The organism is Polynucleobacter sp. UK-FUSCHL-C3, assembly GCF_040409815.1.
Lineage (GTDB): Bacteria > Pseudomonadota > Gammaproteobacteria > Burkholderiales > Burkholderiaceae > Polynucleobacter.
On record NZ_CP099959.1, the window covers coordinates 1,886,501 to 1,903,842 of the forward strand.

The 17,342-nt window shown below is 47.8% G+C and carries 14 protein-coding genes and 1 pseudogene; 2 read left to right on the forward strand and 13 right to left on the reverse strand.

The genetic code is table 11. From position 1 onward, the window contains the following. Position 1: 1 nt before the first annotated feature. From NKE59_RS09610 to def, 6 genes are read right to left on the reverse strand one after another with little or no spacing between them, the layout of a single operon-like run. Positions 2–2,281: an ATP-binding protein gene (locus tag NKE59_RS09610; protein ID WP_353438795.1), complete on the reverse strand. Its 2,280-nt coding sequence runs from the start codon at positions 2,279–2,281 to the stop codon at positions 2–4. Further along, positions 2,281–2,868, reverse strand: a complete 588-nt coding sequence (locus NKE59_RS09615) for a DUF4390 domain-containing protein (RefSeq protein ID WP_353438796.1) — start codon at positions 2,866–2,868, stop codon at positions 2,281–2,283. Before NKE59_RS09615 ends, NKE59_RS09610 begins: the two co-directional genes overlap by 1 nt. Positions 2,869–2,879: 11 nt before the next feature. Further along, positions 2,880–4,220: a 16S rRNA (cytosine(967)-C(5))-methyltransferase RsmB gene (gene rsmB, locus NKE59_RS09620; RefSeq protein ID WP_353439958.1), complete on the reverse strand. Its 1,341-nt coding sequence runs from the start codon at positions 4,218–4,220 to the stop codon at positions 2,880–2,882. After that, entirely contained in the window at positions 4,210–5,070 is an 861-nt protein-coding gene (htpX, locus tag NKE59_RS09625; RefSeq protein WP_353438797.1) for a zinc metalloprotease HtpX, read from the reverse strand. Before htpX ends, rsmB begins: the two co-directional genes overlap by 11 nt. Before the next feature lie 55 nt (positions 5,071–5,125). Further along, positions 5,126–6,142: a methionyl-tRNA formyltransferase gene (gene fmt, locus NKE59_RS09630; RefSeq protein ID WP_353438798.1), complete on the reverse strand. Its 1,017-nt coding sequence runs from the start codon at positions 6,140–6,142 to the stop codon at positions 5,126–5,128. A gap of 16 nt (positions 6,143–6,158) precedes the next feature. After that, on the reverse strand, positions 6,159–6,674 hold the full coding sequence (def, locus tag NKE59_RS09635) for a peptide deformylase (protein WP_353438799.1): 516 nt from the start codon (positions 6,672–6,674) through the stop codon (positions 6,159–6,161). Between the two features lie 72 nt (positions 6,675–6,746). On the opposite strand from def, the gene dprA reads away from it, so the two are divergent. Together dprA and NKE59_RS09645 are read left to right on the forward strand one after the other, a co-directional pair. Further along, positions 6,747–7,451, forward strand: a complete 705-nt coding sequence (dprA, locus tag NKE59_RS09640; protein WP_353438800.1) for a DNA-processing protein DprA — start codon at positions 6,747–6,749, stop codon at positions 7,449–7,451. Between the two features lie 233 nt (positions 7,452–7,684). Next, positions 7,685–10,306, forward strand: a complete 2,622-nt coding sequence (locus NKE59_RS09645) for a DNA topoisomerase III (RefSeq protein ID WP_353438801.1) — start codon at positions 7,685–7,687, stop codon at positions 10,304–10,306. A gap of 35 nt (positions 10,307–10,341) precedes the next feature. On the opposite strand, the pseudogene NKE59_RS09650 reads toward NKE59_RS09645, so the two are convergent. The 7 genes and pseudogenes from NKE59_RS09650 to rpmH all read right to left on the reverse strand — a co-directional run. Then, positions 10,342–11,340, reverse strand: a pseudogene (locus NKE59_RS09650) (FAD-dependent oxidoreductase); the annotation flags it as partial. A gap of 36 nt (positions 11,341–11,376) precedes the next feature. Continuing rightward, positions 11,377–13,245, reverse strand: a complete 1,869-nt coding sequence (locus NKE59_RS09655; RefSeq protein ID WP_353438803.1) for a phosphoenolpyruvate carboxykinase (GTP) — start codon at positions 13,243–13,245, stop codon at positions 11,377–11,379. A 100-nt stretch (positions 13,246–13,345) separates the two neighbouring features. Then, positions 13,346–14,728, reverse strand: a complete 1,383-nt coding sequence (gene mnmE / locus NKE59_RS09660) for a tRNA uridine-5-carboxymethylaminomethyl(34) synthesis GTPase MnmE (protein WP_353438804.1) — start codon at positions 14,726–14,728, stop codon at positions 13,346–13,348. 20 nt (positions 14,729–14,748) lie between these two features. Then, the gene (gene yidC, locus NKE59_RS09665) at positions 14,749–16,467 is read right to left on the reverse strand and encodes a membrane protein insertase YidC (protein WP_353438805.1); all 1,719 of its coding nucleotides are present in this window, start codon (positions 16,465–16,467) and stop codon (positions 14,749–14,751) included. A gap of 2 nt (positions 16,468–16,469) precedes the next feature. Then, positions 16,470–16,727 (reverse strand): membrane protein insertion efficiency factor YidD, encoded by a 258-nt coding sequence (gene yidD / locus NKE59_RS09670; RefSeq protein ID WP_353438806.1) that lies wholly within the window; start codon positions 16,725–16,727, stop codon positions 16,470–16,472. Continuing rightward, on the reverse strand, positions 16,714–17,013 hold the full coding sequence (locus NKE59_RS09675) for a ribonuclease P protein component (RefSeq protein ID WP_353438808.1): 300 nt from the start codon (positions 17,011–17,013) through the stop codon (positions 16,714–16,716). Before NKE59_RS09675 ends, yidD begins: the two co-directional genes overlap by 14 nt. Before the next feature lie 31 nt (positions 17,014–17,044). Continuing rightward, a complete protein-coding gene (gene rpmH / locus NKE59_RS09680; protein ID WP_108509260.1) occupies positions 17,045–17,179 on the reverse strand; it encodes a 50S ribosomal protein L34 in 135 nt (44 codons plus the stop codon). Positions 17,180–17,342 lie beyond the last annotated feature (163 nt).

Here is a 17,342-nt window from a genome sequence, read left to right on the forward strand (position 1 = left end):
CTTATGCAACCTCTTTCGCAAGATTTACAAACAAAATGGATATCTGGGCGCCCAACACCGCATCTCCCTGTTTACGATTATTGATCTCAATTTTTGCACCGTGATCATCAATAATTTTTTTCACTACCGCCAAACCAAGCCCGGTTCCCTTAACCTTAGTGGTGATGTACGGCTCAAATGCTCTTGCCAATATCTTAGCCTGAAAACCTGGGCCGCTGTCCGTAATTGTCATGCGCACTGCAAACTTACTTTGCTCCACGTCGCCCATGGGCACCAACTCCGTTTTAATCTCAACGCCCCCTTCTGCATGCCCTGCTTCTAGGCTTGCATCTTGAGCATTTTGTAAAAGGTTGTGGATAACTTGGCGTATTTGGGTTGGATCGCCCATCACCCGCGGACAATCGCTGGCAAAAGTTGTCTTGATAGCGCTTCCTTCATAGAGCCCCATAATCTCTTTTATTAAGGAATTTAGATCCAGCGCAGTTAAGTTGGGCGTAGGAGTTTTGGCAAAATCCCTAAACTCATTGACCATTTGTTTCATGGCCTGAACTTGCCCAATGATGGTATTAGTGCTGCGCTCGATCATTTCTGCTTGCTCTGGGTTTAATTGGTCCTGCAACTTATGCTGTAAGCGCTCAGCAGAGAGCTGGATCGGTGTTAATGGATTTTTGATCTCGTGGGCCAAGCGTCTTGCTACTTCGCTCCAAGCGATTGAGCGCTGAGCAGCGATCACGTCACTAATATCGTCAAACACAATCATCTTTAATTCGGATGAGAGCTGTGTGCCTCGTACAAATAGAGTTGACCCCAAATCGTTCTCGTACTCATTCACGGGGTGGATTTGAACCTGCTTTTGCCATACCGGCCCCCCAGCGCCATAATCTGCGTTTGCAACAGGGGCTATTAAGTTCTGGGTTTCAAATCCTTCGCGAACTGCAGCCTCAAACTCTTGGAGCGCTGGACTGCTGCTCAATGGCTTCCCAGTAAGCACCAGTAAGTCGGTCCCCAAAATTTTTGCTGCCCCGGGATTACTCGATGCGAGATTAAAGTGCTTATCAAAAATACAGACGCCAGCCGTTAGACTTCCTAAGACCGTTTCAAGAAAAGATTTGGACTCTTGCAAGGAAGTGCGTGCATCTGAGAGTTGCTTGGTCATGACATTAAATTGGCGGGTGAGCATGCCAAGTTCGTCACCCGTATCAAGCTCTGGTTTGGGGGATAGATCCCCTTGGGCCACAGCCTGAGTGCCGCGCAAGAGCATTAGTAAAGGCTGCGCCAACTGCCGACCCAGTAAAAGAGCCAGAGTTACTGCTACAAATAAGGCAAAAAAGAGGGTGAGCGTGAGGGTGCCAATATACATCTTGCGCAAACCTAACCGACCCAGAGCCTTCTCCTGATATTCACTATAAGCGGACTCGACGGCAAAGATGTTCTTGGCCAGTGGCGCCGGAATAAAGCGCACCAATTGCAAGAAATATTTATCCTCGGCCGTTTTACTAGACCCTGCCTTGCTGGGCACAGCCTTTTGTCGAGTGATTGGCACAATAGCCCTTACTCGATAACCATGCTGTCCCTGCTCAATATCAATTTCATCTAAGAAGGTAATGCCATTCTTCTTAAATGCCTCAGCCACTACTTCTGCACTAGGTGCTGGAAAATAACCCTTAGGATTAGGCTCAGTGCTTAGGATCAATGTGCGCTGCAGATTAAAGAGGCTCACTTCCTGTATCCCAAACTGATTGCGGATTTTGACGACCATACTGCCGACCTGCTCAGAGGTGGTGCCCGCGGGAACCTGCACAATCTGCTCAGCAATAAACTTGCCCTCTGACAATATCTCCTCTTGAGCGATTCTTAAGGTGACTCGACCTAGCTCCAGACCTGAGTTGAGGGCCGACTCAACCTTGACATCAAACCAGGTCTCGATACTTTTAGAGACGAATTGCCAAGACACGCTGTATAAAATGATTCCGGGTACCACTCCGACTAAAGCAAAGATCATGGCTAATTTAGCAATCAAGCGAGTACCAAAGCGCCCCTTCCGCCAACGGATACTGATCACCACTACCAATACGACAATGGATAGCAATAACAGGCCTCCGACAACAATATTGGCGGCATATAGCCAAATGAAGTAACCATCAAAAAACTCTGTGTTTGAGGTTGCGGTAGACAGCAGGAGTAAAAGCACCAAGGCAATCAGGCCAGCAAATACGGTCAGCACTGGCAATGCTCTGCGCTTAATCAGATCTTTGCTGGTGAGGGTCGCAAGAATATCCACTATTTCCGTCCCACAACATTACCCATCGTGGCATTAAATGGGAATCGTAGCCACTCACCCGAGAGTGACCAGTCTTTGCTATTGAGGGCATCGACCTGAAAAGGTTTGGGAAGTTTGCCCAAGTCCAAGGTGAGACGCACTGCTGCCTCATATTGTTTGGTGGGACTAATTGCGGCAGTCTCAATGACGCTCCACCCGCCTACCGTTCCAGTTGCTCGCAACGCTTCGGCTAGGCTTGCTGCACTAAATGTAAAGTCACCGACCGTGATGCGATATTGATTGATGAGCGGTTGATGCGATAAACGGATTTGGCGCTCTACTTTCACGGCCTTCTCATCAAACCAGTACCAACGTCCATGCGTAAGCTGAAACTCGGTCACAAAATGTAAGGTCACCCCTTTTTTTAGGGCGTTCTCAAGTCCCGCCGGCAGTGCGATCGAAAAATTTGCATTAAGCAACCAACCCGCATCGATCTTCTCTAGCTCCGCCTGTTTAACAACAATACCCTGTGAATGAGCAAGCGAACCCATACAGATAGCAAGGGCAAAAATGAGGCTTAAGCTAATTTTGCGTAGTAAACCCATCATTCCTTATTACTTTATTCCTTGTTCTTGCTTAGCAAGCCGAAGAAGAATCCATCATGGTCTTGGTCGGACAGTAATTGCCCGGGGGACTCTAATCGTAAAGCATTCGGGTGCTGAGATAAAAACCACGCTATTTGCTCTTCTCCCTCTTCTGGAAATACGGAGCAGGTCACATATAAAAGAGAGCCGCCGGGCTTTAGCATACGCCAAGCGTTCTCTAGGATTGCCCGTTGGGTCTTAACAAACGCGGCGATATCCTCTTTGCGTCTCAAGAAGACAATGTCCGGATGGCGCCTCACAATCCCAGAGGCCGAACAGGGTACATCGCAGAGTATTTTGTCAAAAAACTGTCCGTCCCACCAGTCTTGCCGACTAGCGCTTCCTTGCTTTAAGGCAATGCATTTCTTTGGCAAACTAAGCCGCTCAAGAGCGCCCTCAACCTTTTTAAGGCGCTCGGCATCAATCTCCAAGGCAAGCAATTGATATTGATTTGAACCCATGTGCTCTGCTATATGTGCGGTCTTGCCACCAGGCGCCGCACACGCATCCAATATATGATCCCCCGCCTGTGGGTTCAACAATAGAGTCGCTAGCTGGGCTCCCGCATCTTGAACAGAAACGAGCCCCTCATCAAATCCGGGTATCTGCGATACCGGAATCGGCTCTTGAATCACTATCGCAGTATCAAGTGCTATGCCACTCAAATGCTCAATGCGTCTGTATGAAATTTCTTTTGATTCTAATAAAACGTAATAGTCGATAAGGCTGATCTTATTAGTATTGATCCGAAGCACTAGAGGGGGTCTCTTGCCTTGCTCTATACAAATGCCCTGCCATTCTTTTGGATAAGCGGCTTGTAATTGCTCAAGCCACCATCTTGGGAAAGTAATACCAAACCCTTGGCCGACAAGATCTTCATCTTTGCTTGAAACAGCTATTTTGCGCAAGACCGCATTTATCAGTCCTTGCGCAAACTGGGTCTTTGGCGAGCTACCTGCCGCCTTCACTGCCTCGTTCACTATTGTGTGTGCCGGATAACGATTTTGCATGTCTCCGCGCTCTTGGCCAAGAATAAGAGTACACGACACGCTCAAGAGTAGATCAACTTCTTTGCTGGGTTTTTTGGGGACCAGTTTCTGAATGCGTTTTTGCGCATGCGCCCAAGAACGTAAGGCCGCAAAGGTAACAGACTGTATCGCTGGTCGCAATTTAGGATCGAGGGTGTCAAGAACCTGGCTTAATGAGCGCCCCTCATAAATAATTTGCTCGATGGCGTTAGCCGAGCCAAGCAGTACCTGGGCAAGCGCGGCACTGTGGGTTGCCGCGCCTACACCCTTTATCCGTTTATCCAGGATAACTTCCTGTTCGCGCCATTTCCATTAAGCGCGCCACACGATCTGCCGTTGCGGGATGCGTTGAAAAAAGCTGCGATAGTCCGGAAGCTGTCAGTGGATTCATGATCATCATTTGCGCCGTTTCTGGATGATGCTCAACCGCATCAAATGGTATGCCGCTCGCATAGCGATGTATTTTGTCAAGCGCCGAGGCAAGGGCTTCAGGATCTTGTGCGATCTCTGCGCCCCCCCGATCAGCCTCATACTCGCGCGCGCGCGAGATACTCATCTGAATTAAGCCTGCCGCCATTGGCGCAAGAATTGCGACCAAGATACCCGCAATTGGATTCCCAGAACGTCCGTCCGAGCCTCGGCTACCAAACAACATAGCCATATTGGCAAGCGCAGAGATTGCACCGGCCATCGTTGCTGCAATCGTAGAGATTAAAATGTCGCGGTGCTTCACGTGGGCTAATTCGTGGGCCATCACGCCACGCAACTCGCGATTCGATAAGATGCGGAGAATTCCAGTGGTTGCTGCTACGGCTGCATGCTCCGGATTGCGCCCCGTTGCAAAGGCATTTGGTGAGTCTTCATTAATTAAGTAAACCTTGGGCATCGGCAGCTCCGCTTTGGCTGCCAACTCCTTCACAAGCCCATAAAACTGCGGTGCGGAGTTCTGGTCTACCTCTTGTGCATTAGTCATCCGCAAGACCATCTTGTCTGAGAACCAATAACTAAAGAAGTTCATAGCTAGAGCAAACAACAAAGCCAAGACCATGCCTTCATGACCGCCCAACATTCCACCAATCACAATAAACAGGGCTGTGATCGCCGCCATCAAAATTGCGGTTTTCATAAGATTAAACATATATCCCCTTTTTTTCTCTGTTGATGAGGGCGCGCACAGCCCATCATCTATATTCCTAATCAATCATCTTATGGGATTCACTCAAAAACTGCTTAAGTGGGTTTGTTGTGTTTGCTAAAAACCATGTTCGCGCTGGTATCTTTTTACCACCAGGCTTTTGCAGTTCTAGTACCTCAAGACACTGATCTTTACACTGAACCCAAAAACCTTCGGCGCTTTGGCCAACAATAGATCCAGGTAGCTTCTGTGCTCCAAAGGCATCTTGCTGCTGGGGTTTGGGTAAGCGAACCCTCCAAATCTTAATCAACTCTCCGTCAAGTTGTGTGCTTGCCACCGGAAAAGGATTAAAGGCGCGCACCTTGCGATCAATCTCTTGGGCTGTTTTATGCCAATCAATTAAAGCCTCTGCCTTCAAAATCTTATTGGCATAACTAAGTCCTTCCTTGCTTTGTGGCAAAAGATGAATGTCGCCTGAAGCAATTCTGCTTAATGCTTCTACGATTAAGTCGCCACCCAGTTTAGCCAAGCGATCGTGCAGAGATTGACTAGTTTCCACAGGGCTGATCTCAAGCTCTTTACTAATTAATACTGGCCCGGTATCAAGTCCTGCCTCCATCTTCATAATAGCGACGCCTGTTTTGGTATCACCTGCTTCGATGGCTCGCTGAATGGGTGCCGCTCCACGCCAACGCGGCAGTAAAGAGGCATGAATATTAAAGCAGGCAAAGCGCCCATCGCGTTCAGCTACTTGTAAAACCTCGCTAGGCAAAATCAGTCCATATGCAACCACTACCATTACATCAAACTGTATTTGCATCAGCTGCGCAAGCGCTTCTTTTGCATCCTGCTGCTTTTGGGGATCGTGCGCATGAATGTTCAAGCTGAGAGGCTGCCAAACTGGAATATTTTTTTCTTGGGCAAGCAGCTTGATAGGGCTTGCTTGGAGGTGCATGCCCCGACCTGCTGGTCGATCGGGCTGAGTAAGCACCGCCACAATTTCGTGCCCTGCATTCATTAGTGCGCGTAATGCCTCAGCTGCAAAATCGGGGGTGCCCGCAAAAATGATTTTCATTTGCAATGGTCTGCGTTTAACGAAGCCCAATCAATTCTTTTGCTCGCTTCTTGAGTTTTAATGAAATGCGACTCCGCTTTAATGGGGAAAGATATTCGACAAAAACCTTACCTTGCAAATGATCCATCTCATGCTGCAAGCAAACCGCCAAAAGTCCGTCAGCCTCGAGTTCAAAGAATTGGCCCTCTTGATTAAGTGACTTGATCTTAATTCGTTCGGGACGCTCAACTTCATCAAAGAAATCCGGCACCGAAAGGCAACCCTCACGCCACGATTTTTTTTCTGGGCTTGCCCAAATTAGTTCGGGGTTAATAAAAACCATCAGAGCATCTCGCTCTTCCGAGGTGTCGATCACGATGATGCGCTCATGAATATCAACTTGCGTAGCGGCCAAACCAATACCGGAAGCCTCATACATTGTCTCAGCCATATCAGCAACAATTTGCTGAATACGTGCATCTACTGACGCCACCGGTTTTGCAATCGTATGTAGGCGCTGGTCTGGGTAATTAAGAATCGATAAGACAGACATATTCCGATTATCTTACAAACAAATCAGGTTGACCTTCTTGGCAGAGGCCGAGGGCTCAGCAAAAATAATCTCATGAGCAAACCCACCACCCTCTCATCTGAAGACTACTTCCCCTCGATCTGTTGCCTAAGCCAAGATTCGGCCGACTATCCGAAGCGTCTTTGTGATCTGAGTGATCCCCCACGCAAACTATTCTATATAGGCAATATTGCTCTATTAAGACAGCCCATGTTAGCTATTGTCGGCGCCCGAAGGGCCTCCAGGGCCGGCTTGCTATATGCCCAACATTTTGCGGCCGGTCTTGGGCTTGCGGGATATCACATCGTCTCTGGTCTTGCCTACGGTATCGACAGCGCCGCCCACCGCAGCATATTAGATTTAGATGGCCCGAGCAAAACGATTGCGGTTTGTGGCAACGGTCTCGACCGTGTCTACCCATCCGAGCATCAAGTCCTAGCAAAAGAGATTGCAAAAGAAGGGCTATTAATTTCAGAATACCCCCCAGGCATCGGCCCCAAAGGCTTTCATTTTCCAAGACGTAATCGCATTATTGCTGCCCTATCCCTCGGCACGGTTGTGATTGAGGCCGCTCAAAGATCGGGGTCCTTAATTACCGCCTACCTTAGTTCACACCTAGGCCGAGAGGTCTTTGTCGTTCCCGGCCCCATTTCCTCGCCCCTTTACGCCGGCTCCCATCGACTGATTCAAGATGGAGCGAAATTAATTAGCGGGGTTGAGGACGTCCTTAGCGAGCTGCCCAGTGCCCGTTTTCATTAAAAGCGGGGTTATGAATAAATTGATATTTTTTATAAGTAATTGATTTATATATATAAAATGCCACCTTACCGATTATGCTTCTGATTACTATTTGACTTTAATTTAGGCTTTGGGCTAATAATAAAAAAGGGGCGGCTCTGGCTTTCTCTAAAAAACGTTTAAATTAGGCTTCCTTTTGACCCAAAAACGAGATCCAAACCGGGTGGAGTCCACCCTTTATTAATAGGTAAACAGTGGCGACAACCAAAAAAACTAGCAAAGCGAGCGTAAGCGGGGAACACGCCAAGGCTCTCATCATTGCCGAGAAGCCCTCGGTTGCAAACGACATTGCAAAAGCCTTGGGTGGCTTTACAAAACATGATGAGTATTTTGAGAGCGACGCTTTCCTTATTTCATCGGCAGTGGGACATCTTCTTGAAATTGCCGCTCCCGATGAATATGAAGTGAAACGCGGCAAGTGGTCATTTGCCAACTTGCCGGTAATACCGCCTCACTTTGATCTGCGCCCAATTGTTAAAACGGAGTCTCGCCTTAAGGTCTTACAAAAACTGATCAAACGAAAAGATGTCAATCGTCTCATTAATGCATGTGACGCGGGTCGTGAGGGCGAGCTCATCTTTCGCCTAATTGCCCAACACGCCAAGGCGCCGCAGGCAGTTGAACGTCTTTGGCTTCAGTCGATGACCCCTGCGTCGATTCGGGAGGGCTTTTCTAAGCTGCGCTCCGACAGTGACCTGCAACCGCTTGCTGATGCAGCACGCTGCCGCTCTGAGGCCGACTGGCTAGTTGGCATTAATGGCACGCGAGCAATGACTGCTTTTAATAGTAAGGGTGGTGGCTTTTTCTTAACGACCGTCGGGCGCGTACAAACGCCAACCCTATCAATTGTTGTGCAGCGTGAAGAACAAATTCGCAAATTTATTCCCAAGGATTACTGGGAGGTGCGCGGTGAGTTTATTGCGGCGGCTGGAATCTATGAGGGTCGATGGTTTAGTCCTGATTTTAAAAAAGATCCTGCCGAACCAGATGCAAGAGAAAATCGATTATGGAGTGAGGCTGCTGCCAAAAGCATTGTGGCCGCCTGTCGAAATAAAAAAGGGTCTGTCAGCGAAGAGTCAAAGCCGGCCACTCAACTTGCTCCACAGTTATTTGACCTCACCAGCTTACAACGTGAGGCAAATGCGCGCTTTGGCTTCTCAGCCAAAAATACCTTAGGCCTTGCCCAAGCCCTGTATGAGCGGCACAAGGTTTTAACCTATCCAAGAACAGATGCTAAAGCGCTGCCAGAAGATTATTTAGACACCGTCCATACGACCATTGAAAACCTGGGTGAACATTCACCCGAATATAAATCCTTTGCAAGCACTATTCTCAATGGGGATGGTAAGAAATCGTGGATTAAGCCTAATAAACGGATTTTTGATAACAGCAAAATTTCAGATCACTTTGCGATCATTCCAACCCTTGAGGCTCCTAAAACACTCAGCGAGCCTGAGCAGAAGCTATATGATCTGGTCGTGCGAAGATTCTTGGCGGTCTTTTATCCCGCTGCTGAGTATCGTGTAACAACGCGCATCACAGAGGTGTCTGGGCATCACTTTAAAACCGAGGGGCGCGTATTGGTGGAGCCTGGGTGGTTAAGTGTTTATGGCAAAGCGAGCCAAGCTGATGATGAGTTAATCCCCGTCCAAAAAAATGAGTCGGTTCAAAGCGAATCAATTGAACTTGTTGCTCTTAAGACTAAGCCGCCTGCACGGTATACCGAGGCGACACTTCTCTCTGCAATGGAGAGTGCTGGTAAGTGGGTGGATGATGACGACATGCGCGAAGCGATGGCAGAAAAAGGTCTGGGGACACCCGCTACACGTGCAGCGATTATCGAGGGTCTACTCGCAGAAAAATATATATTGCGTGAAGCGCGCGAGCTTATTCCAACAGCAAAAGCATTTCAGTTAATGACCTTATTGCGTGGCTTAGACGTATCTGAGCTTACTCAGCCTGATCTCACCGGAACTTGGGAGCACAAACTTTCTCTAATCGAGCAAGGCAAGTTAGATCGCAATACCTTCATGCAAGAAATTGCGCAAATGACGCAACGGATCGTCAAACGTGCCAAAGAATTTAATAGCGACACCATCCCAGGTGACTACGTCACACTTAAAACTCCTTGCCCGCATTGCGGTAAAGCTGTTAAAGAAAACTATCGGCGCTTTGCTTGCGAGTCATGTGGATTCACGATTAGCAAAACGCCTGGTGGCAGAGCCTTTGAATACGACGAAGCAGAAACGCTTCTCAAAGATAAAACCATTGGCCCCCTTCAAGGGTTTCGTAGCAAGATGGGACGTCCTTTTGCTGCAATTATTAAACTCTCTGAAATACCCAAGGACGATGCCGACTATCCCAATGCGGGCTTTAAGCTTGAGTTTGATTTTGGGAACAGCCAAGATAACGATACTGAAGTCATCGACTTCACAGGCAGGGAGGCGCTTGGTGCATGCCCTAAATGCTCCGGGGCAATTTATGAGGATGGTATGCGCTATGTGTGCGAACACAATACTGGTCCAACCAAAACATGTGACTTTAAAACGGGCAAAGTAGTTCTTCAACAAGAAATTTCTGCGGAGCAAGTTAAAAAGCTGTTGATAGAGGGTAAAACTGATCTATTAACCAACTTTAAGTCTAACCGGACGGGGCGCGGCTTTAAGGCTTATCTTGCTTTGGACGCTGGAGGAAAAATTGGTTTTGAGTTTGAAGCTAAGGCGCCCGCAAAAAAACGTGTTGGCGACAAAGACGAGAGCAAGTCCGACCCCAAACCCAAACGGGCTAGTCGGTCTAAGGCAAAAGCGGAAGAATGAGATAGCGCTGGTATTACGTAGGAGGCCAGAGTGGCCCATAGTAGACCCCTTGATCCCAGCGCACTCACCACATAAACATTCTCTAACTGGGGCAGAGCACCTATAAGCGGTAGTCGGTCTTTGGTAACGCATCGTAGACCTACAAATCGGTCGATTGGCCGAAGTTCTTCTAAGTCTGACTCAGCGGGAGCCAGCCCCCTTGCTAACTCAAGGTTGAATTGGTCGCTGATCTCTCTGGGATCTAAGCCACCATCGTGTTCGTCGTAAGTCGAGCCCACCAACCAGTGATAGCGCTGATGCTTTTTGTCATAGCGCGGTGGCAAGCAGTATCCCTCCCCTGACACAATACTTTTTGGTAGTTGGTGCACCAGCTCAGAATCTTTTGCCAAGGCAAAAATAGTCAGCTGGCCGCGTACCGGTTTTAAAAAAAGATCGATATCAAATTGCTTGGCCAAGGTTTGCACTCCGAAGGCGTTTGCTAATATTAGAGTTCGCGCCCGTTGCAATGGGTTTCCCTCTTGATCCCGTGCGATCCAAATACCATTTTCTTTTTCAATACGAGCTACAGTCTTTGACCAGATCGTGCAAATGGCGGTACTCTGCTGCACAAGGTCTTCACATAGCTGCCCCAGGTTCATCGAGCCGGCCTCTGGAAACCATACGCCTGGTCGATGAATTCCAAACCGCTCTTGCGCCTCACCCAATGAAAGTAATTCACCCACATCTGGGCCGATACCTAAACGCTGTAATTTATCTGCGAGTGCCACTTGATCAAATGGTGTGTTTGCTTTGCTTTGCAAAAAAACGCCGCGCGTCTCCCAGCGATCTTGCCAATCATCCGCTACCAGCCGATAGGCCCCTAGTGAGATCGTGTGTAATTTGCTCGCAGTGCGGCCAATAGCGGGGTGAGTAATCGCACCCGCATGTGCCGAAGTGACTTTTCCGGGACCATTTTGTGCATCGATGATGCAAACTTCTAAGCCTAGCTGACAATACTGTTTGGCCAATGCGGCGCCAGCAATGCCGGCGCCCACGATCAAAACATCAACATGGTCTTTAGGCAAAGAGGCTTAAGATCCAAAGCGCCGCTGGAATTTAGCCCGAGTTTCAATTAGCTCTTTTGGTAGACGGTGCGCCAGCTTATCAAAAAGCTCTTGATGCAAATCAAGCTCTGCCTTCCAATCGTCGGCTTGTACCGCAATTGATTTATTAAACTGCTCCGCAGATAGACTTAGGCCATTCCAGTTTAGGTCGGCGTGGCCCGGCGAGTGTCCTACCGGTGTCTCTTGTGCCCCTGCAGTATTTTCTGCTCGCCCCAAAATCCATGACAAGACCCGCATGTTCTCGCCAAAGCCTGGCCAAATAAATTTACCGTTCTCGTCTTTACGGAACCAGTTCACCAAATAAATTTTGGGTAAATTCGCACCCTCTGACTCTAACTTCTTGCCGATATTCAACCAATGTTGGAAATAGTCGCTCATGTTATATCCCGCAAATGCGATCATGGCGAACGGATCGCGCCGAACCACTCCAACCTTACCCGTAATTGCAGCCGTGGTTTCTGAACCCATGGTTGCAGCCATATAAACGCCCTCCACCCAATTGCGCGCCTCGGTGACCAATGGCACGGTGGTCGAGCGTCGGCCACCAAAAATAAAGGCGTCAAGCGGCACGCCTTCCGGATTGTCCCAATTAGGATCAACCGCTGGATTGTTAGTTGCGGCCATCGTAAAGCGCGCATTCGGGTGTGCGGCCAAGCGGCCCGCCTTGCCGTCTGCAGGGGTCCAGTCCTTGCCTTGCCAATCAATCAAGTGACTTGGTGGGGTCTCCGTCAGACCCTCCCACCAGACATCACCATCATCAGTCAGGGCTACATTCGTAAAGATAACGTCTTGATTTAAAGAGTCGACACAGTTGGCATTGGTGGCACGATTGGTACCTGGAGCCACACCAAAATATCCAGACTCTGGGTTGATCGCATACAGCCGTGTTTGCCCTGTAACAGGATCTTTGCGTGGCTTAATCCAAGCAATGTCATCACCGACCGTGGTGACTTTCCAGCCCTCAAACCCCTTGGGGGGGATCATCATCGAAAAGTTAGTTTTACCGCATGCGGATGGGAAGGCCGCGGCCACATGATATTTTTTACCGGCTGGTGAGGTAACTCCCAGGATAAGCATGTGCTCCGCCAACCAACCCTGTTCACGCCCCATGGTAGAAGCAATTCGCAGAGCAAAGCATTTTTTACCAAGAAGCGCATTACCGCCGTAGCCAGAACCAAAGGACCAAATCTCTCGGGTCTCTGGGTAGTGCACGATGTACTTGCTGGGATTGTTTGGCCACACAACATCCTTTTCGCCATGAGCCAAAGGTTTGCCAACCGAGTGCACACAGTGAACAAACTCGCCGTGCTCGCCTAATAGCTCTATTACGCCCTTACCCATTCGGGTCATGATGCGCATATTAATTGCCACGTATGGGCTATCCGACAACTCAACGCCGATGTGCGCAATTGGCGAGCCTAGTGGGCCCATTGAAAATGGTACAACATACATCGTGCGGCCGCGCATGCATCCCTGAAATAGGGGGTTTAATGTTGTGCGCATTTCTTTTGGGTCTACCCAATTGTTCGTGGGGCCCGCATCATCTTTGTTTTGCGAGCAAATAAATGTGCGGTCTTCTACTCGCGCAACATCCATTGGATCAGATATGGCTAAATAAGAATTTTTGCGTTTTGCTGGATTTAATTTTTTTAGGCTTCCCGCTTTCACAAGCAACTCACACAGCGAGTCATATTCAGTAATCGAGCCATCGCACCAATGAACTTGCTCGGGCTCAGTGAGCGTAGCGATTTCTTGAACCCACTGAATTAATTTTTGATTTTTAACATAACTCGGCGCGCCAATTTGTACTGCGCTTGGTATGGCTGGTTTGTTCATAAGACCCTCAAATGTAAATCCTTAATTATTAACGCTTATATTTTTTATTGTTAATCTATTTATATCAATTTTAACATTTTTGTAACATTATTTCGGTTGCTTATTTGCCAATACAAAACTCACTAAAAATTTTTCCGAGCAGCTCATCGGGCAGCAACTTGCCTGTAATTTGACCGAGCGCATCCTGTGAAAGACGCAACTCTTCTGCAAACAAATCAAGCGAATGGTTGCCGTTTAAACCGTGGGCTTGGGCCTTTAACAAAGATTCTTTGGCCTCAGCTATTGCACTCAAATGTCGGTCACGCGCCGTAAATATACCGGCCGCTAAGTTCGCTTGCCAGCCCGCTAAACTCAAAATTCGCTCTTTCAAAGCATCTATGCCATCGCCTGTTTTTGCTGAAATATGAATGGTGCTCTTTTCAGATGTGGATATGCCTAGTTGGCGCTTTTGCGAATCGACTAAATCTAATTTGTTAAATACCTCAATGATGTGGGCTTTTTTATTAGCATGTGCTTTTACTTTTTCTTCAAGCCCGCTATCTTCTCCACTCTGCGTTGTTGAGAGGTCGCGCATAAATATAATCGTATCCGCGTCTTCAATCGCATCCCAAGTTCTTGCAATGCCAATTTGCTCAACCACATCTGCCGATGCCCTGAGGCCCGCGGTATCGACCAAGTGAACTGGAACTCCCTGCAATGTAATGCTCTCCTCAATCCGGTCTCGGGTGGTGCCTGCCACAGGCGTCACAATTGCGCGCTCTTCGCCTAAAAGGCAATTTAATAATGAGCTTTTACCAACATTGGGCGGCCCCACGAGAGCAAGACGAATCCCATCGCGTAAGATTTTTCCTTGTTGAGTTTTTTCTACAAGATCTTGTAATTTTTTTAGAATGCTTGCTAGCCTCTCATTCGCTTTTGAGCTTTCTAAAAACTCAATTTCTTCCTCCGGAAAGTCGAGCGTCGACTCAACCAAAATGCGCAGCTGTGTGATTTCTTCGATAAGCTGATTAACGCTATCAGAAAACTGTCCCCGCAGGGAGCGTGCAGCGCCTTTTATGGCCGCATCACTTTGAGCATTAATAAGATCTGCAATGGCCTCGGCTTGCACTAGGTCAATCTTGCCGTTCAGATATGCCCTTAGGGAAAACTCTCCGGCCTCGGCCTGTTCAATACCCCAATCATTACCCAGTTCGAGCACCCTGTTCAATATTGCCTGCGACAAGTGTGCGCCACCATGGCAATGGAGCTCAATAACGTCTTCTCCAGTAAATGAGGCCGGTCCCTTAAAGAAAATCAACAGAGCTTCATCGAGGCGATTTCCCTGTGCATCATTTAAGAAAAAATGATGGGCGTAGCGTGTTGTCGGGGGCTTAGCCAATAAGGCCTCTGCTAAACCAACAAGCTGCTGCCCCGACACCCGAATTATGCTAACGCCTCCAGAGCCTGGCGGCGTTGCAATGGCTGCGATGGGATGTTTTCTCATGCGGTCCCCATCGGAGCCAACTATTTATTCGCACTTCGCTTTGCAGACATTTGGTTAATTTGCCACTGCTGAGCAATCGACAGAATATTATTAACAACCCAGTAAAGCACAAGGCCGGCTGGGAAGAAAAAGAACATGACCGAGAAAACAATTGGCATCCACATCATGATCTTGGCTTGAAGTGGGTCTGGTGGTGTTGGATTTAATTTGGTTTGCACAAACATCGACACCGCCATAATGACAGGCAAAATATAGTAAGGATCGGGCACAGACAGATCTTTGATCCACAGAATCCAAGGGGCATTGCGCATTTCCACTGATGATAAAAGTACCCAATACAAAGCAATGAAGACGGGGATCTGAACCACAACTGGCAGGCATCCGCCCAGTGGATTAATTTTTTCTTGTTTATAGAGATCCATCATGGCGCGGTTAAGCTTTTGTGGATCACCCTTGAATTGTTCGCGCAGGTTTAGGAGTCGTGGCTGTACCTCCTTCATACGTGCCATGGATTTATAGCTTGCAGCGGACAATGGGAAAAATATTAACTTGATAAGCAGTGTAAGAATAACAATCGCCCAACCCCAGTTGGCAACATAGGAATGAATTTGTTCAAGTAGCCAAAAAATTGGTTTTGCAATTACTGTTAAATAACCATAGTCCTTAATTAAATCAAAGCCTGGAGCAATCTTTTCTAATAGAGTCTCTTCTTGAGGCCCAATAAATAAACGAGTCTTTTCAACATGGCTTGCGCCGACAGCGAGAGGGTTGATCGGGGTTTGTAGGCCAATGCGAAATAGATTCTGTTCGACCTTTCCCACATAGACATCTCGCACTGCTTTGTCACTTGGCAACCACGCGCTTGCAAAATAATGCTGGACCATCGCAATCCATCCGGGCTCGCCTGCGGGGATTTGTTTTGGGATGTTTACTTTATTTTTTTCGATATCTGAAAAATCTATCTTTGTGAACTTTTCTTTATCGGTATATAGAGCGGGTCCTGTAAAGGTGCTATAAAACTCGCTGTCACTAACAGCGGTACCATCCCGAACTAGCTCGGTGTAGAGCACCAGCTGGTTGGTGCCTGCTTGATTACTTATTTGCGTAATTCGATGCTCTACCTCTACAACATAGCTACCATCACTCAGGAGGTATGTTTTTTCAAGTCGGATTCCGCCCTTTTCACTAACAAAGCTTGCAAAGCTTTTATTTTCAGCACGTCCGCTTTTACTTAGCGCAAAGGTGACGGTGTGATTTGGCAGATCACTACTAACAACCGATATTAATCCAGAGCGCGCAAAATATTGGTTTTGCCCTGTGATTTGCAAAAGGCTTATTGGTTTTTGGTCCGCCCCCAATTGGTTTAGTAGTTTTGCGCTGATTACGCTGGCGCCCGTAGCGCTGATTTCTAATTCCAGCACTTCATTTTTAATGCTGTGTTTCTCTCCGGTCGTTAAGCCTACGACGCTTAGTGATGGTCCTTGCGGTGGCTTTTGTGTTGTCGACTGTTTTGGCAAATCGGTGACGCTTGGCGTCGATGGTGCGGGCACGCTTGCTGAGCTTGCGATGGTGGGTGTGCCCGAGGGTACCTCTTTTTGCTCTGGTGACTTAGAAACGTTTGGGGTTAGGGGTGTTGGGCCAAAAAGCGCCTGTTGACCATCATATATAAGCCAATTGTTATAGAGCATCAAGCCCGAAATGGTTAATACAGCCCAAAGTAGTGTTCGCTTGATATCCATTTTTAATTGCTTATCTTGGTGAATGATTGTTGGGTGGGTTCTTTGACAACGGGATCATAGCCGCCAGATGACCAGGGATTGCAACGCAAAATGCGCCAACTGATTTTAACTAGGCTTTTGGTTGGGTTGTGTATTTTTAAACACTCACACGCATATTCAGAGCAGCTTGGCACAAACTTACATTGGGACCCAAAAAAAGGTGAAAGGGTAAGCTGGTAGGCCCGCACCAAAGAACTTAGCAATTTATTAACCAGCCGCATTGGCAAGCTCCATTAATTTAGCTCTTAGCGTTGTTTGTTCTTGTTTACGAAGCCTGCCTTGGGTTTTTTTTCCAACCGACTGACGCAGCTTAATAACGCAATCCGAATTTGAACCGAAGATGCGTTTGCGCGCCAACTCTCTGCTTAGGCGTTTTAGTTTATTTCGGTCAACCGCTCGCTTTGCTAATTTCTTTGGAATGGCCAAGCCAAGCTGTGGTCGGCCCCCTTGCGTCAACGCTTCAATGTAAACAGCCCAGCACGCATTCGCACTTGGTCTGGCTCTCAAAAGCTCTGAAATTCTGTTGGATCTCAACGCATTAAACGGCTAGGCGTTTGCGTCCTTTTGATCGTCGGGCGTTCAATACGGCGCGACCGCCCTTCGTTTTCATTCTGACGCGAAATCCGTGGGTTCTTTTACGGCGGGTTACTGAGGGTTGATATGTTCTTTTCATGTTTAATCCTAAGAAAACCCTCTATTCTCTCCATTTGTTCCATTAGCGTCAACTTAATACAAGGGTTTTGCCTAATTTTTGTGTTTTTTCTCTTTAATTTCTAATAAATCTTTGTTTTTTAATGGGTTTGATCTCTTTTGCACAAGTTATCCACAAGTTATCC